This window comes from Streptomyces spirodelae (genome assembly GCF_017676385.1).
In the GTDB taxonomy this organism is placed as follows: Bacteria; Actinomycetota; Actinomycetes; order Streptomycetales; family Streptomycetaceae; genus Streptomyces; species Streptomyces spirodelae.
In genome coordinates this window covers 80808-105949 of sequence record NZ_JAFFZN010000011.1, presented here as the reverse complement: position 1 = coordinate 105949, position 25142 = coordinate 80808, and the positions used below count along the sequence as shown (strand labels likewise).

General features: G+C 71.7%; 21 protein-coding genes. 14 read left to right on the top strand and 7 right to left on the bottom strand.

Going from position 1 to position 25142, the window contains the following annotated elements; all coding sequences use genetic code 11:
• Window positions 1-324: 324 nt before the first annotated feature.
• Complete coding sequence (locus JW592_RS14105; protein ID WP_209265396.1) at window positions 325-1221, top strand: alpha/beta fold hydrolase; 897 nt, start codon at window positions 325-327, stop codon at window positions 1219-1221.
• 152 nt (window positions 1222-1373) lie between these two features.
• On the opposite strand, the gene JW592_RS14100 is transcribed toward JW592_RS14105, so the two are convergent.
• Window positions 1374-2087 (bottom strand): bifunctional DNA primase/polymerase, encoded by a 714-nt coding sequence (locus JW592_RS14100; RefSeq protein WP_209265483.1) that lies wholly within the window; start codon window positions 2085-2087, stop codon window positions 1374-1376.
• A 336-nt stretch (window positions 2088-2423) separates the two neighbouring features.
• Here JW592_RS14100 and JW592_RS14095 point away from each other — a divergent pair, with 336 nt between their 5' ends.
• From JW592_RS14095 to purU, 4 genes are all read left to right on the top strand, one after another.
• Window positions 2424-3815 (top strand): NsdA family TPR-like regulatory protein, encoded by a 1392-nt coding sequence (locus tag JW592_RS14095; protein WP_209265395.1) that lies wholly within the window; start codon window positions 2424-2426, stop codon window positions 3813-3815.
• Window positions 3816-3996: 181 nt separating this feature from the next.
• A complete protein-coding gene (locus JW592_RS14090; protein ID WP_209265394.1) occupies window positions 3997-5964 on the top strand; it encodes a hypothetical protein in 1968 nt (655 codons plus the stop codon).
• Window positions 5965-6051: 87 nt separating this feature from the next.
• The gene (locus JW592_RS14085) at window positions 6052-6552 is read left to right on the top strand and encodes an SCO4402 family protein (protein ID WP_209265393.1); all 501 of its coding nucleotides are present in this window, start codon (window positions 6052-6054) and stop codon (window positions 6550-6552) included.
• 36 nt (window positions 6553-6588) lie between these two features.
• Window positions 6589-7497 (top strand): formyltetrahydrofolate deformylase, encoded by a 909-nt coding sequence (purU, locus tag JW592_RS14080; protein WP_229375976.1) that lies wholly within the window; start codon window positions 6589-6591, stop codon window positions 7495-7497.
• Between the two features lie 51 nt (window positions 7498-7548).
• Here the strand turns inward: purU and JW592_RS14075 are convergent, their stop codons facing one another.
• Complete coding sequence (locus JW592_RS14075) at window positions 7549-8892, bottom strand: zf-HC2 domain-containing protein (protein ID WP_229375974.1); 1344 nt, start codon at window positions 8890-8892, stop codon at window positions 7549-7551.
• Entirely contained in the window at window positions 8889-9461 is a 573-nt protein-coding gene (locus tag JW592_RS14070; RefSeq protein WP_209265391.1) for a sigma-70 family RNA polymerase sigma factor, read from the bottom strand. Before JW592_RS14070 ends, JW592_RS14075 begins: the two co-directional genes overlap by 4 nt.
• A gap of 389 nt (window positions 9462-9850) precedes the next feature.
• Between JW592_RS14070 and JW592_RS14065 the strand changes: the two genes are divergently transcribed.
• The gene (locus tag JW592_RS14065) at window positions 9851-10231 is read left to right on the top strand and encodes an STAS domain-containing protein (RefSeq protein ID WP_209265390.1); all 381 of its coding nucleotides are present in this window, start codon (window positions 9851-9853) and stop codon (window positions 10229-10231) included.
• An 18-nt stretch (window positions 10232-10249) separates the two neighbouring features.
• Here JW592_RS14065 and JW592_RS14060 read toward each other — a convergent pair whose 3' ends face one another.
• A complete protein-coding gene (locus JW592_RS14060) occupies window positions 10250-11848 on the bottom strand; it encodes a class I adenylate-forming enzyme family protein (RefSeq protein WP_209265389.1) in 1599 nt (532 codons plus the stop codon).
• A 182-nt stretch (window positions 11849-12030) separates the two neighbouring features.
• On the opposite strand from JW592_RS14060, the gene JW592_RS14055 reads away from it, so the two are divergent.
• The 4 genes from JW592_RS14055 (at window position 12031) to JW592_RS14040 (ending at window position 16487) form a co-directional block, all read left to right on the top strand.
• Window positions 12031-13221, top strand: a complete 1191-nt coding sequence (locus tag JW592_RS14055; protein ID WP_209265388.1) for an amidohydrolase family protein — start codon at window positions 12031-12033, stop codon at window positions 13219-13221.
• A gap of 10 nt (window positions 13222-13231) precedes the next feature.
• Window positions 13232-14401: an acyl-CoA dehydrogenase family protein gene (locus JW592_RS14050; protein ID WP_209265387.1), complete on the top strand. Its 1170-nt coding sequence runs from the start codon at window positions 13232-13234 to the stop codon at window positions 14399-14401.
• Window positions 14402-14409: 8 nt separating this feature from the next.
• On the top strand, window positions 14410-15474 hold the full coding sequence (locus JW592_RS14045) for an acyl-CoA dehydrogenase family protein (RefSeq protein ID WP_209265481.1): 1065 nt from the start codon (window positions 14410-14412) through the stop codon (window positions 15472-15474).
• A 428-nt stretch (window positions 15475-15902) separates the two neighbouring features.
• Window positions 15903-16487, top strand: a complete 585-nt coding sequence (locus JW592_RS14040) for an ATP-binding protein (protein WP_209265386.1) — start codon at window positions 15903-15905, stop codon at window positions 16485-16487.
• A 320-nt stretch (window positions 16488-16807) separates the two neighbouring features.
• Here the strand turns inward: JW592_RS14040 and JW592_RS14035 are convergent, their stop codons facing one another.
• The gene (locus JW592_RS14035; protein ID WP_209265385.1) at window positions 16808-17743 is read right to left on the bottom strand and encodes a cyclase family protein; all 936 of its coding nucleotides are present in this window, start codon (window positions 17741-17743) and stop codon (window positions 16808-16810) included.
• Between the two features lie 114 nt (window positions 17744-17857).
• Here JW592_RS14035 and JW592_RS14030 point away from each other — a divergent pair, with 114 nt between their 5' ends.
• The 4 genes from JW592_RS14030 (at window position 17858) to JW592_RS14015 (ending at window position 23019) form a co-directional block, all read left to right on the top strand.
• Complete coding sequence (locus JW592_RS14030; protein ID WP_209265384.1) at window positions 17858-18769, top strand: SDR family oxidoreductase; 912 nt, start codon at window positions 17858-17860, stop codon at window positions 18767-18769.
• A 58-nt stretch (window positions 18770-18827) separates the two neighbouring features.
• The gene (locus JW592_RS14025; protein WP_209265383.1) at window positions 18828-20240 is read left to right on the top strand and encodes an acyl-CoA dehydrogenase family protein; all 1413 of its coding nucleotides are present in this window, start codon (window positions 18828-18830) and stop codon (window positions 20238-20240) included.
• 41 nt (window positions 20241-20281) lie between these two features.
• Window positions 20282-21760, top strand: coding sequence for an aldehyde dehydrogenase family protein (locus JW592_RS14020; RefSeq protein ID WP_209265480.1), 1479 nt, complete (start codon window positions 20282-20284; stop codon window positions 21758-21760).
• A gap of 113 nt (window positions 21761-21873) precedes the next feature.
• Window positions 21874-23019, top strand: coding sequence for an alcohol dehydrogenase catalytic domain-containing protein (locus JW592_RS14015; RefSeq protein ID WP_209265382.1), 1146 nt, complete (start codon window positions 21874-21876; stop codon window positions 23017-23019).
• Window positions 23020-23039: 20 nt separating this feature from the next.
• Here JW592_RS14015 and JW592_RS14010 read toward each other — a convergent pair whose 3' ends face one another.
• Together JW592_RS14010 and JW592_RS14005 are read right to left on the bottom strand one after the other, a co-directional pair.
• Complete coding sequence (locus tag JW592_RS14010) at window positions 23040-24074, bottom strand: GlxA family transcriptional regulator (RefSeq protein ID WP_229375970.1); 1035 nt, start codon at window positions 24072-24074, stop codon at window positions 23040-23042.
• Window positions 24071-25105: a GlxA family transcriptional regulator gene (locus tag JW592_RS14005; protein ID WP_229375968.1), complete on the bottom strand. Its 1035-nt coding sequence runs from the start codon at window positions 25103-25105 to the stop codon at window positions 24071-24073. The genes JW592_RS14010 and JW592_RS14005 overlap by 4 nt, the downstream gene beginning before the upstream one ends.
• Window positions 25106-25142 lie beyond the last annotated feature (37 nt).

Sequence of the window (25142 nt, the reverse complement as noted above, 5' to 3'; positions counted from 1 at the left end):
TGCGTGCCGGGCGACGCCGGCGCGGGCGGAAGGGAGCCATCGATGCTGTGTTCCGCGGGCCTTGGCCTCGTACCGCGGGTGAGCAGCCGGGGCTCCGGTGCCTTCGGCTTCCGGAGCCCCGCCTCCCCATGTCCCCCCGCGGCAACCCGGAGCCCCGAGCTCTCAGGGTCTGCCGCCCTCCCGGTTCCTGTCTCCCCCGGGGGACGACGGGCAACCCCGCAACGTTGTCACTCAAAGGTGGGGTATTCGCCGTGAGCCCCGGCTGTTCGAATAAAGGTTCGATAGTCTGACGCGGCGGTCACAGGAGTGGGGGTGTCACGACGCATGGTGCGACGTATCGATGTGACGGGGGCGGACGGACTCCGTCTCGCCGCCTGGGAGTTCGCCGACTCGCCCAAGGCCGGCGCCGGCCCCGAGGCCCTGGCCGACACGCAGCGCCGCAAACCGCCGGGCGTGCTTTTACTGCACGGACTCATGGGCCGCGCCTCCCACTGGGCCGGAACCGCCCGCTGGCTGGCGGACCGCTATCGCGCCGTCGCCCTCGACCAGCGCGGCCACGGCCGCAGTGACAAGCCGAACGAGGGCCGCTACGACCGGGAAGCGTTCGTCGCCGACGCGGAAGCCGCGCTCGAAAGACTCGAACTCGCCCCCGTCGCCCTCGTCGGCCACGCCATGGGCGCGCTCACCGCATGGCAACTCGCCGCCAAACGCCCCGACCTCGTCCAAGCACTGGTGATCAGCGATATGCGGGCCACCGCGCTCGGCGAGCAGTCGCAGCGGGAGTGGGAGGAGTGGTTCAAGTCCTGGCCGGTCCCCTTCGCGACCCTCGCCGACGTCCGCAGGTGGTTCGGCGAGGACGATCCCTCCCTCGAACGCTCCCGCGCCTCGCGGGGTGAGTTCTTCGCGGAGGTGATGTCCGAACGCGAGGACGGCTGGCGCCCCACCTTCTCGCCGGAGGTGATGATGCGTGTCCGGGAGGGATGGGTGTATGACGCGCACTGGGACGAGCTCGCCCAGGTCCGCTGCCCCACCCTGGTGGTGCGCGGACTCGACGGGGAGCTGGGGCGCGCCGAGGCCCAGGAAATGGTGCGGGTGCTGCCGCGGGGCATTTACGCCGAGGTCACTGAGGCAGGGCATTTGATCCATTACGACCAGCCCGACGATTGGCGCCGCGTCGTCGAACCCTTCCTCCAAGCAACCCTCCCCACAACTGGCACCTGACCCCTTGGCACCCCCTCTCTTCGGGGCGCCCGGTTGTGGACGCGGGCCCCGTTCGTGTCCCGGCTGCCGCCGACAGGTCGTGTCGGGGGGGGGCGGAGCCCCATGAACGAGAGGGGGTCAGAGGGCTCCGCCCTCGGCCATTGGCGGCGACCTCAGCCAAGGGCGGCGGCTTCGCGTCCGCAGGCGTACGCAATGGTGGGCAGCACCTCATCCACATCGGGCAACCAACGATTGGCCGCAGTGGGCTCCCGAGCCCACTGCACAGCCCCCCGCGTCCCCACTCGCGTGGGCGGCGCAGCCACCCAGTCCCCGGCACCTCTGGATCGAAGGTCCAACGCGGTGGGCGACCACCCCAGCCGCCGCAGAGTCGCGGGAACCTTCGCGATGGCGCCCGGAAGAACGAAGAAGAGCATCCGGCCATCCGGTGTGCAGGTGACAGGTCCCAGCGGCTGGTCCATCCGTTCGAGGCGGGCGAGGGCCAGGCAGCCGACGGCTTCGGAGACCTCCAGCGCGTCGAAGGCGCGCCCGGTCGGCAGCAGTACGGCGGCGCGCGGTTCAGTGGCCCACACCCGGCGCACGGTCGTCGCGCTCCCCGTCGTCTCGTCCGCCCAGCGTGCGCGCGCCGGGTGTGCGCCGGGTGCGGGGCACGCGCGCTCGCCGCAGGCGCAGCGCGGGACGCCGTTCACCGTTTCCAGCCAGACGCCGGGAAAGACGTCCCAGGCCCGCTCCTGCGTGTAGCGCACCGCGTGTTCGAGGGGTGTCGCGGGTGGTGCTGTCCGCTGTCCGGGGCTGTGCGCGTCCGTGGCCGCTCCAGAGGCGTCCGTGGTCACTCCAGAGGTAAAGGTGATGGTCTCTTCCACGACCATCACAACTTTCGTCCCTCGCAGGGGTTACGGGCGCTGAACGGCGCGGTCCGAGGCGCGACGGTGCATGCGGCGGCAGCGCGTCACTGATTTCACCGGGCTGGGGGCAGCCCGCGCTCATGACGGCGCATGGTGGCAAGTGTGGGGGCGCGTGCACAGAAGAGCGGTCTTGGGTGGGTAGTCCCTCTGCGGCGCATTGTGCTGTGAAGCGCGGGCTTTGGGGGGTCTCACGGGCATATGCGCAAATCAGCCGGCGCCGCGCGGTCTGCGTCAAGCAGTCGGCGCCGAGCCGTGATCACGCCGGGTCTTGGTTGCAGAGAAACCACGGAGGGGGATCGCATGGCCGCCAGGCCGCTCGTCGCGAGGCAGCCCAATGAACGGCTGCAAGCACTCATCCAGGAGGCCGGGTGCTCGAACGCCGGCCTCGCCCGCCGCGTCAACATGTGCGGCGCCGAGCACGGACTGGATCTGCGATACGACAAGACCTCCGTGGCGCGCTGGCTGCGCGGCCAGCAGCCGCGCGGGCGGGCTCCGGGCATCATCGCCGAGGCCCTCGGCCGCAAGCTGGGCCGTACCGTGACGATCGACGAGATCGGCATGGCCAACGGCAAGAACCTCGCCTCGGGCGTGGGGCTGCAGTTCGCGCCGACCGTCGTCGGTGCCGTCGAGCAGGTCTGTGAGCTGTGGCGCAGTGACGTGGGCCGCAGGGACTTCCTGACCGGGTCGACCGTGGCGGCCTCCGCGCTGGTCGAGCCGAGCAGGGACTGGCTGATCACGCAGCCCGACCACCAGGTCGCACGCTCCTCCGGGGCCCGGGTGGGCGAGGCGGACGTGGCGGCCGTACAGGCGATGACCGAGGCGCTCTCCGACCTGGACCACCGCTATGGCAGCGGCCATATCCGCCCCGTGGTGGTGCACTACCTCAACAGCGTCGTCTCCGGGCTGCTCGCCGGCTCCTACAAGGAGGCGGTCGGCCGGTCGCTGTTCGCCGCCGTGGCCCGGCTGACCGAACTGGCGGGCTACATGGCCGTGGACACCGGCCAGCACGGGCTCGCGCAGCGGTACTACATCCAGTCCCTGCGGCTGGCCCAGGCGGCGGGGGACCGGGCGTACGGCGGCTATGTGCTGGCCGCCGGGATGAGCCACCTGGCCGCCTCGCTCGGCAACCCGCGCGAGATCGCCCAGTTGGCGCGTGCGGCACAGGAGGGGGCGCGGGGGCGGGTGACGCCGCGCGTGGAGGCGATGTTCCACGCCGCTGAGGCGCGCGGGCACGCGCTGATGGGCGATGCGCGCGCCTGCCAGGGTTCCGTCACCCGGGCGCTGACGGCCATGGACGGCGCCGAGGCGGCGGCCGACGCCGGGGACGACCCGTCCTGGATCGCGCACTTCGACCGCGCCTACCTCGCGGACGAACTCGCCCACTGCCATCGCGACCTGGGCCAGGCCGAGAGCGCGGCAGCGCGCGCGGAGGAGGCCGTCACCGGGCACCCGCACGGCCGGGCGCGGCGGCGTGCGATCGGGCTGTTCCTGCTGGCCGGCGCGCAGGTGCAGCAGCGCGAGGTGGAGCGCGCCTGCCAGACGGGCGGGCAGGCGGCGCAACTGCTCGCGGGGCTGCGGTCGGACCGGGGCGCGGAGTATCTGGACGACTTCCGGCAGCGGCTGGAACCGTACCGGGACGAGCCCGTGGTGCGGGAGTTCCACGAGAGTCTGGAGCCGATCGCCGCGGCGTGAGGGGCCTGCCCTGCCCCTGGTGACCAGTCGAGCGTTTCGCGTGATTCATCCTTCCTTGCGGGCTTCATGGTGACATCAGGTGAAGGAAGGGCGTCCGCACATCTGGGCGCGTGGTCGCCCGTTGGCATGACCCGGTAGCGTGAGCCGACGCTTCCGCTAGCCATGCGAACGAGGAGTCTCGGTGACAACGCACAACGGACGCGGACAGGACGGGACTTCCGGCTCCGCCGGTGACGCCCTGCCCGCCTCCACGACCCCGTACGAGGGGGTCGTGCTGCCGGCCAACGGCGACCCTTGGACTCCTCAGCAGCAGCGCCAGGCCCAGTCCGAGCGCGAGCAGGTGAGCCCCCCGGCCGGGCAGCCGTGGGGCGACCCCTGGGGCCCGGGCGCCGAGGCGTCCCAGGCCGACGACAGCACCTACGGCGGCTACGACGGCGGCTACGAAGGCGCCGCGCAGGGCGGCCCGGGGCACGGCGGCCCGGGGCACGGTGGCACCGGCTACTGGGGCGCTCCGCAGCAGGACGAGCCCGGCGGTGCGCTGCCGCTCCCCCCGGAGGGCACCCCGGCCCGCCCACGGACTCCACCGGCGGCACCCGCCACCTCGCCGCATCTGCCGCAGCCGCAGTCACCCGGCGGTGCCGGGCCGCTGCCCCCGGCCGCGGGACAGGGCGGCCATGGCACTCAGGGAGAGATGCCGCCGCCCGCGTACGGGCAGCCGCTGCCCGGCGCGATGCCGCCCCCGCCGAGCGCGCCCCCGCCGTCCCCGCCCTCGGCCCCGCCGACTCCGCCGCAGGGCGCGTACCAGGGCGGACCGGGCGACAGCGACGCCACCCAGATGCTTCCGCCGTTCCCGGCGGGTCAGCCCGCAGTGGGTTCCGCCGGTCCCGACGACGGAACGCAGTTGCTGCCGCCGCAGCAGCCGGGGCCCGCCGCCCCGGTGGGGGGCAGCCCGGACAGCGAGGCCACGCAGTATCTGCCTCCGATGGCGGCCGGTGTCGGCAGCGACTCGGAGGCGACCCAGATGCTCCCGCCGATGTCCGGCGCGGGCGCGCCCGACTCGGGCACACCCGGCGCGGGCACACCCGACTCGGGCACACCCGCCCCCCAAGGGCAGGGTGCCGGGGCGGAGGGCACCCGGCAGCCCCTCCCGGAGTTCGAGAACCTCTTCAGGTCCGACGCGCCGCAGTCCGGCCGGGGACAGCCCGCTGTCGGCCACGACGAGCCGGGCTCCACGCAGAGCCTGCCCGTCTTCGACGACGCGGCGCAGCGGCCCGCCCCGCCACGTGGCGGTTACGGCTACCCCCAGCCCGGTGCCCGGCCGGGCGGTTACGGCTACCCGCAGCCGGGCGGCTCGCGGGGCGGCGGCTACGGCTATCCGCAGCCCGGTACGCGGGGCGGCGGCTACGGGTACCCGCAGCCTGGTGCACAGGGTGGCGGTTACGGCTATCCCCAGCCGGGCTCGCGGCAGTACGAGCCGCAGGCCGGGGGGCGGGCGGCGCGGCGCGACGCCGGCCGGGGCCGCCGCGGAATGCATCCCGGGGTGCTGATAGGCGCGGGGCTGGCGGGCGTCGCGGTGATCGGGCTCGTCGTCGGCCTGCTCCTCGCGAACGGCGGTGACGACGACCCCGGCTCCGACAAGCCGAAGGCGTCCAGCGAGCCCGCGGGCGAGAAGAAGTCCTCAGCGGCGCCGGACCCCGCCGAGGCGCAGGCCAAGAAGCTGGACGCGCTGCTGGCCGACAGCAACAACAGCCGCTCCTCGGTCGTACGTTCCGTGCAGAACATCAGGGCCTGCAAGTCGCTGGGCAAGGCGGCGGCCGATCTGCGGTCCGCCGCCAAGCAGCGCACCGCCCTGGTGCGGCGGCTCGGCGAACTGAAGACGGACGCCATCCCGCACAGCGCCGAGCTGAACTCGGCGCTCAAGAGCGCCTGGCGGGCCTCGGCCTCAGCCGACAACCATTACGCGGCCTGGGCGGACCAGGCGGCGCGTAAGAAGGGCTGCCACAAGGGCAAGGCCAAACCGACCCGCCACCTGGCGGCCGGCAACGGCGCCAGCGGTAAGGCGACCGCCTCCAAGAAGAAGGCGGCGCGGCTGTGGAATCCGACGGCGAAGAAGTACGGCCTCACCGAGCGGCAGTACGGCTCCCTGTGAGCGGGCGTGGGCGCGCTGTGAGCGGGTGCGCGGCAGGGTGAGGGGCCGCCGCCCTGGCGCGGCGGACGGAACGTAGGGTCGGTGACCATGCAGCAAGCAGGTTCCGTGAAGTCTTCCCGACGTGGCCGTGGTTCCACCACCATAGGCGGCATGCCTGTCAACGACGTGCCCTGGTGGCGCTGGCGCAGCAACGTGCGCTCGGCGCTGCACATGCTCTCCGACCAGACCTTCCAGCACGAGTGCTGGCTGGCCGGCGTCCCCGGATACGGCGATGTCACGGACGCCGTCTACCGCCTGGTCGAGGACACCTGGCTGGACAACTGGTCGGCGGAGAAATACGTCGGAACGATCTTCCGGGACGCGCAGGAGGCCCAGCTGGTGGACGCCGCCGTGCTGCGGGTGCTGCGCATCATGCACCAGGTCGGCGCCGACGCCCCGGTCGCCTCGTACCTGGAACATCCGGCCTGGCCGGAGGCCGTACAAGCGGCGCGGGAGGCCCATGTGCTGCTCGCCGGGAACGACGGCGAGGACCCGGACGAGCCGCCACGCTCCCTGGAGCTTCTGGCGATCATGCTTCGGACGGTGTGACCGGGGCACCCCGGGTGATGTGCCAGTCTTGAAGCCATGAGCCAGTCGCACTCCGCCCCCGACAACTCCGCCGAGATCGCCGAGAAGAGCGAAAGCGAGCAGGCGGGACAGTTCGTCCTCACTCTCTCGTGCCCGGATAATCAGGGCATCGTGCACGCCGTCTCCAGCTATCTGTTCATGACGGGCTGCAACATCGAGGACAGCCAGCAGTTCGGGGACCGCGACACCGGGCTCTTTTTCATGCGCGTCCACTTCACCGGTAACACCACGGTGGAGAAACTGCGGGCCAGCTTCTCCGCGGTCGGCGACTCCTTCCGGATGGACTGGCAGATTCACCGGGCCGAGGAGAAGATGCGGGTCGTCCTCATGGTGAGCAAGTTCGGGCACTGCCTGAACGACCTGCTCTTCCGCTCCCGGATCGGCGCCCTGCCCGTCGAGATCGTCGCCGTGGTCTCCAACCACACCGACTTCGCCGAGCTGGTCGCCTCCTACGACATCCCCTTCCACCACATCCCTGTGACGAAGGACACCAAGGCACAGGCCGAGGAGCGGCTGCTGGAGCTGGTGGAGGCCGAGCGGGTGGAACTCGTCGTCCTCGCGCGCTACATGCAGGTGCTCTCCGACAACCTGTGCAAGCAGCTGTCCGGGCGGATCATCAATATCCACCACTCCTTCCTGCCGAGCTTCAAGGGCGCCAAGCCGTACCACCAGGCGCACGCACGCGGCGTGAAGCTGATCGGCGCCACGGCGCACTATGTGACCGCCGACCTCGACGAGGGGCCGATCATCGAGCAGGAGGTCGAGCGGGTCGGTCACGACGTCACGCCCGAGCAGTTGGTCGCCGTGGGCCGTGACGTCGAGTGCCAGGCGCTGGCCCGCGCCGTGAAGTGGCACAGCGAGCACCGCGTCCTGCTGAACGGCCACCGTACGGTCGTCTTCACCTGAGCGGACGCCGGGCCGGGCCCGGGGCCTTCCGCCCCGGGCCGCCACGTTCGGCTACAACCGCGACAGCGAAGCGGTCGCGTAGAGGACGTCCTGGATGGCCTGCGGGTCACCGTCGTGCCCGGCGGCAGCCTCCAGCGGCTGCACATGGCCCGCCGCGAGCTGGCAGAACTCCAGGCCGTCCAGCGCGATATGGGCGACCTTGCCCTCCGGTGAGGCGCGGCTGCCCGGGGAATCGAGCGGGATGTACCAGTCGCCGCCTCCCTCGCCCTCGACCTCCAGATGCAGGGTGCGGCCGGGTGCGCCTGCCGTGGCCAGACCGCGGGACGGCGGCGCGAGCCCCGTGCGGCGCCGCGCCGCGAGCGCGCCGGGCAGCTGCCGCGCTGCGAGATCGACCAGCAGGTTGAGATGCGCCGGACCGGGCGGCCCGTACGGGTAGTCGACGGCTTCCGCGATGTCCTCGGCGTGCATCCAGCACTCGAAAGCGCGGTCGAGGAACGCGTCGCGCAGCGGCAGCGAGAAGCTGCCGTAGGAGACGAGCCGCCCACGGGCAGTGCCCTCGCCGGTGCCGCCTTCGCCGGTGCCGCCCTCGTGGTCGGCTTCGTCCTGAGCGGCGAGGAACGACACGTCGCGGATCATGGCGTGGCTCTGCTCCCGCCACGGCTCGCGCGCTGCCGGGCTCTGGTGCCCGGCCTCGCCCAGCGCCCAGTAAGCCTCCGTACGGCTCTGCGGTCCCGCGTCGGGACCGGCCGGGAGGGCGTTGGCCGGCAGCGGGTCGGGCAGGCCGATGCCGCTCGCGACCAGCCCGTCGACCGCGAGCAGATGGCCGAGGACACCGGCCACGGTCGTCTCCCGGGTGGTCTGCCGGTCGCCGTCGAACCAGCGCAGCCGCACCGGAGCCCGCCACTCCGTGTCGGCCATGTCCCGCAGCAGCGCGTCCAGCCGGGCGGTCTCCGCGTCGTAGGGCGCCGCCCAGGTGGGCATCGGGATACGGGCGGGACGCCGGTTGAGGCAGCCTTCCAGCACCCGGGAGCGCAGCATCGGGTCCAGGTCGAGGCTGTCCTCCGCGTGCAGCAGGCCGACGGCGTCGCGCAGCCGCAGCGCTTCCTCTGCGCAGGGCGCGCAGTCGGTCAGATGCGCCTCCACTGCGGCGGTCTCCTCAGGGGAGCAGGCGGCGAGGGCCCAGGCGCCGAGCAGCGAGGTGAGGACCCGGTGATCCTGTAGTTCGCCTTCCGGCGCTACCTCGGCGGTGCCGGTGGCCGGGGAGGTCACGTTGCGCGCCTGCCGCCCGGCGGGCTGCCCCGGGCCAGGACCAGGACCGGGACCGGAGCCAGGACCAGGACCAGGACCAGGGCCCGAAGGTGTCGGTGGTGTCGGGGGTGTCGGTGGCGTACTCATGGCCGGGACTCCGCGCCGGATCGGGTCATGGCGGGCTGTGTCATGGCGGAGGAGAGGAGTTGGAGCCCCAGCCGCAGCCGGCGGCGGGCCTCGTCCTCGGTGACGCCCAGCGTGCGGGCCGTCTGCCGGTAGTCGTGGCGCTCGAAATACGCCAGTTCGAGGGCGGCGCGCAGGGAGGACGGCATGGAGGTGACGATGTAGTCCGCACGCGCCGCGGTGGCAGCGGTGCGGACCTGCTCCTCGAACCGCTCGGCCTGTTCCGGTGAACAGGGGCCGGCGCTGCGCTGCTGGCTGCGCAGCCTGCCGGTCGCGATCTGCTGGGTCAGTGCCGCTATCCAGGACCGCATGGGGCCCTCACGCGGGTCGAAGCTGTGCGGGTTCTCCCAGATGTGCGCGAAGACCTCCCGGGTGGCGCTGTCGGCCGCCTCCTCGTCGTCCAGCACCCGGTGGGCGAGGCCGTGTACAAGTGACGCGAAGCGGTCGTAGAGCTCACCCAGCGCCGCCGCCTCGCCGCGCGCGAGCCGCTGCTGCATCTTCCGGTCCCAGCGCGGTGGTGTGTCGTTCGCCATGGTGGCCCCCAGCCCTCGGTTCCGCCGTCCGCCTCCGGCCCGCCCCGTCGGTGCCGTTTGCGGCGGTCCCTTCCGCCTCTTGTGATGCCCGTCAACGCCTCGAATGTAGTGCGAGCAACTGACTGCGCACGCCCCTTTCGCGGCAACGTGCGCCCCTGGATAGTTGCCGAGGGTGCAGTTCTCGTCACGGAGTGCTTGGTTCGGGCGGTGGTACAGGGGCGTAAGGGGCGGATGCTGCCGAGCGTTATGGGGGCGTGACCACAAGTTCTCACTGGTTCCCCTGGGTAATACCGCCGGACCGCTTAGGGTCGATTCCCTGGGACCAGTTTTGGAGGGGTGGGCCAGGGCAGCCGACTGCTGTAGGGCGATCGACGAAGGGGTTGCGGGGAGTGTCGTTGAAGGTGCTGGAGGAGGAGCGGGGCGGGTGGGCCGTGCTCCGGGTCTCCGGTGAGCTGGACCTGGTCACCTCACCCGCGGTGCGGCAGCATGTGCACGATGCTGTGGCGGAGGGGCGCAGAAGCCTGGTGCTCGATCTGTCCGACGTCATGTTCTGCGATTCCAGCGGAGTGGGCGTCCTGATCGCCTCGCGAAGGCTGATGCGGTCCTGCGCGGGGCGGCTGCGGCTGATCCTGCCCGCGCGCGGTGCCGAGGACGGCTCGCATGTGAACAGGGTGCTCTCGGCGCTGGGGGTACGGCGGCTCTTCGACTGCTACCCGGACCTGGCCGCCGCCACCGAAGCGCACACCCCCGCGGGCCCGCTCACGGCGTGACCCCGGGGCGCGGAAGGGTCAGCCGAACCGCTCCCGCAGCTTGTACTTGAGGACCTTGCGCAGGGTCTCGTTGCGCGGCAGCGCCTCCACCACCTCCAACTGTTCGGGCAGTTTGTAGGTGGCCAGCCCCTCTTCCCGCAGATACGCGGTCAGTTCAGCGAGCGTGACCCGTCCCGCCCCCGGCGGCTGCTCGACGACAGCGCAGACCCGCTCTCCCCGCTCCGGGTCGGGCAGACCGATCACCGCCGCGTCGGCGACCGCCGGGTGTTCGTAGAGAAGCTGCTCGATCTCCTTGGCCGAGACGTTCTCGCCCTTGCGGATGATGACGTCCTTCGACCGGCCCGTGAGCACCAGATGACCGCTCTCCAGCAGGCGCCCCAGATCGCCGGTGAGCAGAAAGCCGTCGGCGTCGAAGACCTCGGCCGTCCGGTCCGCATCCAAGTAGCCCTGGCACACCGCCTCGCCGCGCAGCCTGACCTCTCCCTCGTGCCCCGGCGGCAGCGGTTCGCCGTCCGGTGTGGTGATCCGGATCTCCATTCCCGGCGGTGGACGTCCCTCGGTGGTGGCCAACTGCTCCGGTGTGTCGTCGGGAGCGCCCATCGTGATCATCGGTGCCTCGGTCATGCCGTAGCCATGGGTGAGCCGGCAGCCCAGCTCCGCGACCACCTCGTGGTAGAGCTCGGGGGGTTTGGGGGCGCCGCCGCCGGCGAGCAGCCGCAGGCCGGGAAGGAGTCTGCGGTGCGGCTGCTTGCGCTGTTCGGCCAGGAACATCGAGTAGAACGCCGTGGAGCCGCCCGCCGTCGTCACTCCGTGGCGCCGGTAGCCCGCCAGCGCGCCCGGCATCGCGAACTTCTCGAACAGTACGGCGGGGAATCCGTACAGGAGCAGCATCACCAGATAGTCGGGACCGCCGATGTGCGCGTAGGGGAAGGCGATCGACCCCACGTCGTCGGGGCGCAGCCGCAGGGCGTGTGCCAGGCAGGAGCCGCCCGCGATCAGGCTGCGGTCGGTGTGGCGTACGCCGCGCGGCTCGGAGGTGGTGCCCGAGGTCCAGTAGATCCAGCGCACAGCGGTGCCGTCGGCGGGCGGCGGTGGCAGCGCTGACGGTGGACCGGGCGGGGCCTCGGGGAGGGTGTTGTACGCGGTGAACGCGCGCGGGGCGTGCTCGTACCGCCGGTTGACCCGCTCGGCCAGTGCGGCGTAGTCGGTGCCGTGCCACTGGCCGGGGTGTGCGTACCATCCGGCGCCGGTCGCACGCACCGCGAGAGCGACCTCGCGCTCCCGGTGCCCGGGGATGAGCGGCGTCTGCCGTACGCCGAGCCGGGCCAGGGCGAGGGAGAGCACAACGGTCTCGATGCGGGTGGGCAGTTGCCAGGCCACTGTCTGTCCGGGGCGCATTCCCTGCGCGTACAGCCCGGCAGCTGTGCGTTCCGCGCGGGTACGCAACTGGCCGAAAGTGAGGGAGCGATCGTCAACCGGGTTGTCGGCAGCCTGGATGAGCACGGGAACGTCCGGGCTGAGCTCCGCCCGGCGGGTGACCAGTTCCCACAGGGTGCGCGAGGCGCCGAGTTCGTATGCGACAGCGGTCGAGGCTGCCGCGTGGTCTTGGGTGGACATGGCGCTCCCTTGGGTGCCTGCTGTCGACCGTGCCGAGTGACTCGACGAGCTGACGGCCCGTCAGTTGTGCGGGAAGCGTAGGAGGCGACGGCTTGTCGGTCCAGAGGTGCGGGGCTAGCCTCTATCTGACGGGTCATCAGATAAGGCAGTGAGCAGGCCGGTATGGCGAGGGGACCACGCCCGTGACCGAACTACCGCGCATCATCAGCGTCGACGACCATGTGATCGAACCCGCGCACCTCTTCGACACCTGGCTGCCCGCCAAGTACCGGGATCGCGGCCCCAAGCCGCTCACCGCCGGCATCGGGGAACTCGAGTACGTCGGCGGCAAATACCGGATCACCATGGACCCCGACGGGCCACCGGCCGACTGGTGGATCTACGAGGACCTGAAGTTCCCCTACAAGCGCAACATCGCCGCCGTCGGTTTCGACCGCGACGAGATGACCCTGGAGGGCATCACCCGCGACCAGATGCGGCCCGGCTGCTGGGACCCGGCCGAACGCCTCAAGGACATGGACCTCAACCATGTCGAGGCATCCCTGTGCTTTCCGACCTTCCCCCGCTTCTGCGGGCAGACCTTCGCCGAGGCTCACGACAAGGAGGTCGCGCTGGCCTGCGTACGCGCCTACAACGACTGGATGGTCGAGGAGTGGTGCGGCGACTCCGGCGGCAGGCTCGTCCCGCTCTGCCTCATCCCGCTGTGGGACATCGACCTGGCCGTCGCCGAGGTACGCCGCAACGCCGCGCGCGGGGTGCGCGCCGTCACCTTCAGCGAGATCCCCACACACCTGGGGCTCCCCAGTATCCACAGCGGCTACTGGGACCCCTTCTTCGCCGTCTGCGAGGAGACCGGCACCGTCGTCAACATGCACATCGGGTCCTCCTCCCAGATGCCCGCCGCCTCCCCGGACGCGCCTCCGGCCGTACAGGCGTCGCTCTCCTTCAACAACGCCATGGCCTCCATGATGGACTTCCTCTTCAGCGGCGTGCTCGTCAGACATCCTCGGCTGAAACTCGCCTACAGCGAGGGCCAGATGGGCTGGATTCCCTACGCGCTGGAGCGCGCCGACGACGTCTGGGAAGAGCACCGCGCCTGGGGCGGCGTCCGCGACCTGATCCCCGAGCCGCCCTCCACCTACTACTACCGGCAGATCTTCTGCTGCTTCTTCCGCGACAAACACGGCGTCACCGCGCTGGACTCGGTCGGCAGGGACAACGCCACCTTCGAGACCGACTACCCGCACGTCGACTCCACCTTCCCGCACACCAAACAAGTCGCACTGGAACACGTACAGGGGCTGGACCAGGAGACCGTTCACAAGCTGATGCGGGGCAACGCCATCCGGATGCTCGAACTCGACCTGGTGTGAGCCGACAGCGATGCGTCTCGCGTACACGGAGGAGGAAGAGGAGTTCCGGGCGCGGCTGCGCACCTGGCTCGCCGATGTGCTGCCCACCCTGCCGCCCCGGCCCGACCCGCTGGACTGGCAGGCCCGCCGCACCTACGACATGGACTGGCAGCGCCGGCTGTACGACGCCGGATACGCGGGTCTGCACTGGCCGAAGGACGCGGGCGGCCAGGGCGCGACACCCACCCAGCACCTGATCTTCCTGGAGGAGACGGAGGCGGCCGGGGCCCCGTATGTGGGAGCCGGATTCGTCGGACTGCTGCACGCCGGGCCGACGATCGCTGCCGAGGGCAGCCCGCGGCAGCGCGCCCGCTGGCTGCCGCCGATCCTGCGCGGCGAGGAGGTGTGGTGCCAGGGATTCTCGGAACCGGACGCCGGCTCGGACCTGGCACGCCTGCGCACCCGGGCGGTACGCGACGGTGACACCTATGTGGTGACCGGCAGCAAGATCTGGACCTCGCACGCCGAGGTCGCCGACTGGTGCGAACTGCTCGTCCGTACCGACCCGGAAGCCCCTCGGCACCACGGCATCACCTGGCTCGCACTGCCCATGGACACGCCCGGCGTCACCGTACGGCCGCTGCGCACACTGGCCGGCTCGCACGAGTTCGCCGAGGTCTTCCTGGACGAGGTGCGGGTACCCGTCGACAACCGGGTCGGCGCGGAGAACGACGGCTGGCGGGTCACCATGGTGACCCTGTCCTTCGAGCGGGGCACGGCGTTCGTCGGCGAGGTCGTCGCATGCCGCCGCACCCTGCGGCTGCTCGCCCGCCGTGCGCGGCACAACGGTCGCTGGGACGACGCGGCAGTGCGCCGTCGGCTGGGCCGGCTGAACGCGGAATTCAGCGCACTGTGGCGGCTCATCCAGTGGAACGTCAGCGAGGCCGCACACGGGCTGCGCCAAGGTGGCACAGGGGTACCCGGAGCGGGCGGTTCGGTCTTCAAGCTGCGCTACTCGCAGGCGCGCCAGGAACTGTACGACGCGGCGGCAGCGGTGCTGGGCCCCGCCGCGCTGGACCTGGCGGAGGAATGGGCACTGGAGCGGCTCTCGTCCCTCTCGTACACCATCGCCGCCGGCACGTCGCAGATCCAGCACAACATCGTCGCCGAGCGCATCCTCGGCCTCCCGAAGGGACGGTGACGGCGCGGATGGACTTCCGGCTGACGGAGGACCAGAGGGCACTGCGAGACGGTATGCGCCAACTGCTGCGAGCACGGTTCGACCGGGAGGCGTTGCGGGACACGGTGGACGGTGCGGCGGTGGGTAGCGGCGCGGCTGCGGTGGACGGTGCGGCGGTGGGCGGGGACGCGGCGGGCACGGCGCTCGACAGCGGCCTGTGGCGCGAGTTGGGACAGGCGGGACTGTTCGCACTGCGCGCGCCGCAGAGCGCGGGAGGCGTCGGGCTGGGCCTGCCGGAGGCGGTGCTGCTCTTCGAGGAGGCCGGACGGGCGCTGCTGCCCGGCCCCCTGGTCGCCAGCCACCTTGCGGGCAGTGCGGGGCTCGTGGCGGGGGCCGAGGACGGCACGGCGGTGGTGACGGCCGTGGAGGGTACGGGACCGTACGGCGGTCCGACACCGCCGGTCGAGCACCTGGCTGCGGCGGACGCCGTGCTGGTACTCGACGAGGGGCACACGGTGCGGGTGCTGTCCCCCGGCGAACTGGCGGCGCGCCCGATGCGTTCCCTGGACCCGCTCACCCCGCTGCACCGGGTGCACGGACGGCGCGAGAGCGATTCCCCGGGGGCGCGGGCGGCGGGGGGCAGCGGGAGGGAGCAGGCCGTGGGCGCGGGGGTGTTGCTGCGGGAGGCGGTGCTGCTCACCGCGGCGCTCCAGCTCGGGAGCGCCTGCCGCACGTTGGAGATGGCGGTCGGGTACGCGCGGCAGCGCGAGCAGTTCGGCCGTCCGGTCGGCGCGTTCCAGGCGGTGCAGCATCTGTGCGCCGGGATGCTGGTCCGTTCGGAAACGGCCAGAAGTGTGGTTTACGCGGCGGCCGTCACCGTGGACGAGGAGGAGATCAGCGCGGCGAAGCTCCTCGCCGACACGGCAGCCGTGGGCAATGCACGCGACTGTCTCCAGGTGCACGGCGGGGTGGGGTTCACATGGGAGGCCGATGTCCATCTGCACCTGAAGCGCGCGTGGTTGCGTGCCGAGCAGTGGCGAACCGCTGTGACGTCTGAGGAGCGATTGGCCTCAGCGCTGCTGTGCCCCATATGAGAGTGAACAGGGTATTCATCCGGGAAATTCGATGAGAGTGATTACGCTGCGTTATGGGCGCCTTGGATTCATCCAGTGACGACCACGAGCGGAAGATCGGATTCCACTCCGGTACGCTCCCTGGGCGCGAGTGTGGCGGCCCCGGTGGCGGCGGGCTGCCGACAGAAGGCGCGGGTCGGGTCGCCAGTCGACCCCGACCCCCGAAGACCAAGGAACAAAAGGGTGTCCACGAGTTTCAGGGCGGGTCGTTCGAGTCCCCGCGCTCGGCGTCGCACAGTATGCCGTGCGTCTACTCCTTTGCGCCGGAATATGCCTGAAGCGCTTGTTGACATCACTATGAGTCAACCATGCTGTTCTCGCTGGAGTCACAATCCGTGACTACATGGAGACGCGAGGCGATGTGTCCGCCAGTTCGGATGGTGTGAGCGGTGCAGGTGCTTCTGGAGCAGTTGGAGATCGGATCCGATCCGACGGAGGTGGGGCGCGCCCGGAGGTGGGCCAGGGCCCGGCTGGCGGGGGCCGGAGTGGACGCCGACGAGTCCCTTGCCGAGACGCTGATTCTGCTGATCTCGGAACTCGTCACCAACGCGGTGGTGCACACCGGCTGTCCGGCCGTGCTGTGCATGCTGCTGCCCCGGCGGTGCGGCGGTGGTGCGGCGCACGAGGCAGCAGGCTCGGTGCGGGTCGAGGTCGCGGATGCGAGCAGCCGCGCGCCGCGCCGCCGCCAGGCGGAGGGTGAGGACACCGGTGGGCGTGGACTCGAACTCGTCTCGGGGCTCGCGGACCGCTGGGGCTGGGAGCACGAGCCGGGGGGCAAGCGGGTGTGGTGCGAACTGGACACGGCGCCGCTCGCGACCACGGGTTCGGCACCGACCGCCGGCCGTGAGGCGGGCGGTGGGCGCACCGAGGGTCGTGCGAACGGTGAAGTGCGCCCGAACGGCGAGGTGCACGCCGGTGCGAACGCGCGTGCGCGAGTCAACGTCGCGGGGGCAGGTGCTGGCGCGTTCGGCTGAACATGCGCCGGGGCAAAACGGGCAAAGCCGCCAAAGTCCAGACCAGGTGTTGACGTCTCGTATCGGCTTGATCACCCTTGGGTGGAGCGATTCGTTGTGAGGGGACGTCGAGGTACCTGAGGTTCCTCGACGAGTACGGGTCGCGGTCCGGCGCCAACCTCCGTTGAGGGCAGGGCCCCGAGCGCCGGAGTCGGGTGGCGGTACGCCGTGCCGTGCTCGGGGCGCGCAAGGGCGCACCGCCACCCGTCTTGCCCGCAGTACCCGTCTCGCCTGCCACACCCGTCCTGCCTGCAACGCGGCACTCCGGCGCCCCGCCCGGCTCACAGCACCGCCACCGGAGCCACCGGGGCGCCCGAGCCGCCGGTGAAGGGCTCCGGCTGGGCCGTCAACAGGAAGGCGTAGTGGCCCTCGTCCGCACAGGCCGCGGAGAGTTCCTCCAGGTTCCAGTTCTGACCCTGGAGCATCCCCATCTCCACCAGGTGCAGGGCGTGCACGGGAAGCCAGAGGCCCTCGATCTCGGGCGGCACGATCTCGAACGTGAGGGTGTCGTTGGCCACGGCCGCCACGTCCCGGGCGTGGAACCAGGCGGGCGTGCGCAGCGACAGCCCGGAGGAGGGATGCGCGTAGCCGTGCTTGTCGCCGGCCAGATAGCGGCGCAGCTGTCCCGTACGGACGAGCACGATGTCACCGGCTCGTACGCGGGTGCCCGCGAACTCCTCGGCTGCTTCCAGATCTTCGGGTGTGACCGCGTGGCCGCCCGCCAGCCGGTCCACACCCCGGGCGCGTGCCACGTCGAGCAGCACGCCACGGGAGACGACGGGGCCGCTCTTCTCGATTCCGCTGAACGCCGCGCCGCCGTGCGCGGTGACGGTGTCGGCGGGGCGGCCGTTGTAGATCCGCCCCCCGTGCGAGACATGGGGGAGACCGTCCCAGTGGGTGGCGGCCTGCAGGCCCATGGTGACGGCGTCGTCGCTGGTGGCGACCGTCCCGGGCCCGAACATCTCCAGGTTGAGCGCGACCATCGTGTGCAGTGGGTTCACCCGGCCGGGGATCAGCCCGGTCTGTACCCCGTCCTGCTGGAGCGGCAGCGCGAGCGCGAGGCGGCGGCCGCTGCGGACGGTGGCCACCGCCCGGCGCACCACCTCGTCGGTGACGAGGTTGAGCGTGCCGATCTCGTCCCCGGCGCCCCAGCGGCCCCAGTTGTTGACGCGCGCGGCGATCTCGGCGAACTCGGGGCACTGTGCCGGCACGGTCATCTGTCCTCCCGGGAACGTCGGGCGGCGTGGGCCCGGTCGCACGGGGTCTTGTGCTCGGCGGGCACCTGCCCAAGAATCTAACGGGTCGTCAGATTCGGCGGGAGGGGGCAGGACGTGGGGAACTTCTTGGCCGGGAAGGTCGTCGCCGTCACAGGGGCCGGCCGGGGCATCGGCCGCGCGGTGGCGCTGGCCTGCGCCGACGAGGGAGCCAAGGTCGTCGTCAACGACTACGGCGTCTCGGTGGACGGCGGCGAACCGCGCAGCGAGATAGCCGAGGCCGTCGTCAAGGAGATCGCGGCAGCGGGCGGCCAGGCCGTGCCGGTCGCCGACGACGTCTCCACCATGGAGGGCGGACAGCGCGTCGTGGACACCGCGCTCGACAGCTTCGGCCGCCTTGACGGGGCCGTCTGCGTGGCCGGAATCCTGCGCGAACGGATGCTCTTCAACATGACCGAGGACGAGTGGGACCCGGTCGTCGCCACCCACCTCAAGGGGACCTTCACCGTCTTCCGCGCCGCGAGCGCCGTCATGCGCACCCAGCGCGGCGGCGCCCTGATCGGCTTCACCAGCGGCAACCACCAGGGCTCCGTCTCCCAGGCCAACTACGCGGCGGCCAAGGGCGGCGTCATCTCCCTCGTCCGCAGCGCGGCACTCGGCCTGCACAAGTACGGCGTCACCGCCAATGCCGTCGCCCCCGTGGCCCGCACCCGGATGTCCGCCTACGTCCCTGTGGAACTGACCGAGATCGGCGAGCCCGAGGACGTCGCACCCCTCGTCGTCTACCTGCTGAGCGACCACGCCGGACAGCAGGAGATCACCGGACAGGTCTACACCGTCGCCGGGCCCAAGATCGCCGTATGGGCGCAGCCCCGCGAGCTTCGGGCCGCCTACGCCGACGGCTCCTGGACTCCGCAGCAACTCGCCGACCACCTGCCCGGCACCGTCGGCCAGGACCCGATGCCCCTGCTGGAGCGGCTCAAGGAGATGGCCGAGGCCGCAGCCCGCAAGGACCGCCCCAACGCGTGAGCTGACACCCGGTGACGGCGGGGACGGATACCGGCCCCGCCCGTGGAGAGGGGGACGAGTGGACTTCGGCTTCACCCGCGAGGACGAGGACTTCAGGGCGGAGGCCCGCCAGTGGCTCCACGACCACCTGACCGGCGACTTCGCGGGCGCCACCGGAGAGGGCGGGCCCGGCCGCGAGCACCAGGCCACCGTCGTCCGCCGCCGCTGGGAGCGGGAACTGGGCGCCGCCGGCTGGATCGGGATCGGCTGGGACCCCCGCCACGGCAGCTACGGCAACCGCACCGCCACCCTCACCCAGCAGGTCGTCTGGGCCGAGGAGTACGCCCGGGCGGGCGCCCCCGCCCGCGTCGGCCACATCGGCGAGAACCTGCTCGCCCCGACCCTGCTCGCCCATGGCACGGCCGAGCAGCGCCAACGCTTCCTGCCCGCCATCGCCCGGGGAGAGGAACTGTGGTGCCAGGGCTACAGTGAACCGGACGCCGGCTCGGACCTGGCCGCAGTGCGCACGACCGCAGTGCGCACCAGCGCCGTGCGCGCGACCGCCGTACGGGCCGGTGGCGTACGGGCCGACGGCGTACGGACCGGCACCGTGGGGGGCTTGGGGGCGGGCGGTGGGGCCGGAGGCTACCGCGTCACCGGCCAGAAGATCTGGACATCACTTGCCCAAGAAGCGGACTGGTGTTTCGTCCTCGCCCGCACCGAGCAGGGCACGAGCGGCCACCGGGGACTCTCCTTCCTGTTGGTGCCGATGGACCAGCCCGGCCGCGTCGAAGTCCGTCCCATCCGGCAGATGTCGGGCACGGAGGAGTTCAACGAGGTCTTCTTCGACGGCGCACTCGCCGAAGCCGGGCACCGGGTGGGCGCCGAGGGCGACGGCTGGCGGGTCGCCACCTCCCTGCTGGCCCTGGAGCGCGGCGTGTCAACGCTTGCCCAGCAGATCGGCTTCGCCGCCGAACTCGACCGCGTACTCCGCCTCGCCCTGCGTACCGGTGCCGCCGCCGACCCGGTCCTCCGCGACCGACTCGTGCGGGCGTGGTCCCAGCTGCGGGTGATGCGCTGGAACGCCCTGCGTACCCTCGGCGGCACCGGGAGCGGCACCGGCACCGGTGCAGGTGCAGGAACCGCCACTGGCACCGGCGCAGGCAGCGACAGCGGCACCCGTACCGGCTCCGGTAGCCGCACCACGACCGACGGGAGCGGTGACGCGGCGGTTCCAGGTGCGCCCAGCGTCGCCAAGCTGCTGTGGGGATGCTGGCATCAGCAGCTCGGTGAGCTGGCCGTGCTGGTGCGCGGGGCCCCGGCCGCCCTCGGCCCGTACGACTGGACGCCGCACCGGCCCTACGAACTCGACGCCCTCCAGCGGCTGTTCCTCTTCACCCGCGCCGACACCATCTACGGCGGCTCGGACGAGATCCAGCGCGACATCCTCGCCCAGCAGGTGCTGGGCCTGCCCAGAGAGGCACGCACGTGACGACGGAACCGAGCACCGCTGCGACGACCTCGCCGCCGGACGTGCCGGGGCCGCCCAGGGCCTACCGGCACTGGATCGACGGTGACTGGCGCGAGCCCGCGCGCGGTCACTACCCGGTCATCGACCCGGCCACCGAGCTGCTGGTCGGCGAGGCTCCCGAAGGGGACGCCGCCGAGGTGGACGCGGCCGTCCGCGCGGCACGCGCCGCCCAGGAGGCATGGGCCGCCACGGACCCGCGCGAGCGCTCCCGGGTGCTGGAGCGGATCGCCGAGTTGCTGACCGAGCGCGCTGGAGCACTCGTGCCGCTGCTGCAGGCCGAGACCGGCGCCACGCTCAAGGTCGCACGCGGTATGCAGCTGCCCACTGCTGCCGACCGCTTCCGGCGCTACGCGCGCGGCGCGCTCGAACCGGAGACCGTGCCCCTGGCGCCGCAGCCAGTGGGGCCCAGCGCGCTGGCTCCTGGCGGACTGATCGGCGCCGTCGCCGTACGCCGTCCCGTCGGCGTGGTCGGGTGCATCACCTCCTACAACTTCCCCGTGGTCAACCTCGCGGGCAAGGTGGCGCCCGCACTGGCCATGGGCAACGCCGTGGTCTGCAAGCCGGCGCCGCAGGACCCGCTGAGCTGCCTGGAGCTGGGTCCGCTGCTTCAGGAGGCGGGGCTGCCGGACGGGCTCTACAACGTCGTCACCGGGTCGGGCCCCGGGCCGGGTGAGGCCCTGGTGGCACACCCGGGCGTCGACATGATCAGTTTCACTGGCTCCACCTCCGTGGGAAAGGAGATCGCTGGGAACGCGGGACGAGGGATGAAACGCACCCTGCTGGAACTGGGTGGAAAGGGTGCGGCGTTGGTGCTGGACGACGCGGTTGGCAGGGCCCGCGAGGCAGCACTGGGCTCGGTCACCTCGACCTGGGCGTTTCACAGCGGCCAGATCTGTACGGCACCGACGCGTGTGCTCGTTCACGACTCGCTCCACGACGAGTTCGTGACTGCGCTTTCACGGTACGCCTCCGCACTGACGCTCGGCCATCCCACGAATGAGCGAACCGTGGTCGGGCCGGTGATCTCCGCGGCCCAGCGCGACCGCGTCGAGGCGTATGTCGCCGGCGCCCGGGAGCAGGGCGCTACGGTGCTGGTGGGCGGCGAACGGCCCAAGCGCCCGGCCACCGGCTTCTACGTCGCGCCGACCCTGATCACCGGCGTCACACCGGAGATGACCGTCGCCCGCGAGGAACTGTTCGGCCCCGTGGTGGTCGTCCTCCCGTTCGCGGACGACGACGAGGCCGTACGCATCGCCAACAGCACCCCCTACGGCCTCTACGACTACGTCTTCAGCAGTGACACCGGCCGCGCCTGGCGGCTGGCGGGGCGGCTGCGCAGCGGCAACGTCGGCATCAACACCGTCCAGCGGCACCCGGAGACACCGTTCGGCGGCTTCAAGGAGTCCGGAGTCGGCCGGGACGGCGGCTCGTTCGGGCTGCACGCCTACAGCGAGCTCCAGTCGATCGTCTGGCCGTCGTGACAGGGGGTGCCGTCGTGACAGGCGAGATGCCGTTGTGACGGGCGGGATGCCGTTGTGTCCCGCGACCAGCGGGGTGTCGTCGTTACCAGTGGGGTGAGGGGAGCGGGAGTGGCATGAGAGGCGTGATCCTGGAGGGCGGAGAGGCCGAGGTCGTCGACGACCTGGAGGTCCGGGCTCCGGGCCCCGGCGAGGTGCTCGTGGGCATCCGCGCTGCCGGGCTGTGCCACAGCGATCTGTCCGTCATCGACGGAACGATCCCCTTCCCACGGCCGGTGGTGCTCGGCCACGAGGGCGCCGGGGTGGTCGAGGCCGTCGGTGAAGGCGTGGTGCATGTGGCGCCCGGAGACCATGTGGCGCTGTCCACCATCGCCAACTGCGGCGCGTGCCCCCAGTGCGCGCGAGGCCGCCCCACCATGTGTCCCCGGGCCATCGGCAGGCCCGAGCAGCCGTTCACCCGGGGTGGCGAGCCGTTGTACAACTTCGCCGCCAACTCGGCCTTCGCCGAGCGCACCGTGGTCAAGGCCGTCCAGGCCACCCCGGTCCCCGACGACATCCCCCTCACCTCAGCCGCGCTGATCGGCTGCGCCGTTCTCACCGGCGTCGGCGCTGTGCTCAACCGCGCCGAGGTCGGTCAGGGTGAGTCGGTGGTGGTGATCGGTACCGGGGGCGTCGGGCTCAATGTGCTGCAGGGGGCCAGGATCGCGGGCGCGAACCCCATCGTGGCGGTGGACGCCGACCCGGAGAAGGAAGCGACGGCCCGGCAGTTCGGCGCCACCCACTTCGTGGACGCCTCACGGGGGGAAGCCGATGCCTCGCAGGGGGACGCCGGCGCCGCGTGGGGGGACGCCGGCGCGGCGCAGCGGGACGCCGCAGGGGGAACGGTGGCCGCCGTCAAGGAGATCCTGCCCAGCGGCGCAGCGCACACCTTCGAGTGCGTCGGCAGCACCGCACTCGTGCGGCAGGCCGTCGATCTCCTCGACCGGCACGGTCAGGCGGTGCTGCTGGGCATGCCACCGGCCGAAGCGGAGGCAGTCTTCCTGCCCGCAGCGCTGTTCCTGGACAAGTCCATCCTGGGCTGCCGCTACGGCTCCTCCCGTCCGCCCCGCGACATCGCGCTGTACGCGGACCTGTACCGACAGGGGCGGCTGCTGCTGGACGAACTGGTCACCCGCACCTACCCGGTCGAGGAGTTCGCGGCCGCGGCCCACGACGCCCATCACGGCCGGGTGGCCCGAGCGGTGCTCACCTTTCAGGACTGACCGAGGAGCAGCCCGCACCGCTAGGCCGCCGCGCTCTCCGCCTCCGCGCGGAAGGTACGGCGGTAGGCGCGTGGGGAGACGCCCAGCGCCGCCTGGAAGTGCTGGCGGAGGGAGGCCGCCGTGCCGAAGCCCGCCTGGGAGGCGATGCGCTCGACAGGCAGATCGCTCTCCTCCAGCAGCTGGCGGGCGCGTTCGATGCGCTGCTGATTGAGCCAGCGCAGCGGGGTGACGCCGACTTCCTCACGGAAGCGGCGGGTGAAGGTGCGCACGCTCATCGACTCGCGCTCGGCGAGTTCGCGCAGGGTGAGGGGGCGGTCGAGGTGGCGCAGTGCCCAGGCGCGGGCCGCTCCGGTGGAGGAGACGCGCGGTTCGGGTACGGGGCGGCGGATGAACTGGGCCTGCCCGCCGTCACGGTGCGGCGGTACGACAGTGCGCCGCGCCACCGCGTTGGCGACGGCAGCGCCGTGGTCACCCCGCACGATGTGCAGACACAGGTCGATTCCGGCCGCCTCGCCCGCGGAGGTCAGCACGGAGCCCTCGTCCACGTAGAGCACATCGGGGTCGAGCCGGACGGCTGGATACAGAGCGCGGAAGCTGTCGGTGGACATCCAGTGCGTCGTCGCCCGCTTGCCGTCCAGCAGTCCGGCGGCGGCCAGTACGAAGGCGCCCGTGCAGATGGATGCGAGACGGGCTTCGGGACGGATGCGGGCGAGCGCCTGACGGAGTGGTTCGGGAAGGCTCCCTTCGGTCTCCGTCTCGTCCGGCTCATGGGTGGCCGGAACGACAACCGTGTCGGCCTCCGCCAGTGCTTCGGCACCGTGTGCCACATGGATGGGGAAATCGGCGTCCGTACGGACAGCTCCGGGCACGACGGCACAGGTGACCACCTCGTACAGCGGCTCACCCTCCGGGGTGGCCGCCCGCCCGAACACCTGGTGCACCAGGCCGAGCTCCATCGGAATCACCCCATGTCTGACCAGTACCGCGACCCGGTGCCGCCCTGGGCGGGTGAAAACCCTCGCTCCGGTTGTCGTCTGGTGCTCCTCCATGCTCATCTGCTCCCGTCCGTCGCCATACCGGTGCCGTTTCCGGTGTCTGCTGCCGCACCCGTGCGGAACGTACGGCGGTATGCGCTCGGTGAGACGCCCAGCGCTGTCTGCAAGTGCATCCGCAGTGTCGAAGCGGAGCCGAAGCCCGCCTGGGCGGCGATCCGGTCGATGGACAGATCGCTCTCCTCCAACAGCTGGCGGGCGCGTTCGATGCGCTGCTGAGTGAGCCACTGCTGGGGGCTCATCCCGACCTCGTCGCGGAAGCGGCGGGTGAAGGTGCGCACGCTCATCGACTCGCGCTCGGCGAGTTCGCGCAGGGTGAGGGGGCGGTCGAGGTGGCGCAGTGCCCAGGCGCGGGCCGCTCCGGTGGAGGAGACGCGCGGTTCGGGGACGGGGCGGCGGATGAACTGGGCCTGCCCGCCGTCACGGTGCGGCGGTACGACAGTGCGCCGCGCCACCGCGTTGGCGACGGCAGCGCCGTGGTCCCGGCGGATCATGTGCAGACACAGATCGACGCCTGAGGCGATGCCCGCAGAGGTGAGGACGGAGCCCTCGTCGATGTAGAGCACGTCGGAGTCGAGCCGGACGCTCGGGAAGAGGCGCTGGAAGCGCTCGCTGGCGCGCCAGTGTGTTGTGGCCCGCTTGCCGTCCAGCAGTCCGGCGGCGGCCAGTACGAAGGCGCCCGTGCAGATGGAGGCGACCCGGGTGCCGGGGCGGATGCGGGCGAACGCCTCGGTCAGCCCGGGGTTCATCGCGCCACGGTCGTACGGCTCGTCCCTGTCGTGCGCGGCCGGGACGATCACTGTGTCCGCCTCGGCCAGCGCCTCGGTGCCGTGGTCCACATTGACGGTGAAGTCGCCCTCCGTGCGGATCGGGCCAGGGGCGACCGCACAGGTGACGACCTCGTACAACCGCTCACCGGTGGCCGACCGCGCCCTGCCCATCAGGGCGTGCGGGATGCCCAGTTCGATCGGCAGCAGACCGTGCCGCACCAGGACGGCGACCTTGTGCAGTCCGGGGCGGGTGAAAACAGCCATGGCCCGATCCTCGCACATGGTGGCTCTCGGGCCACTC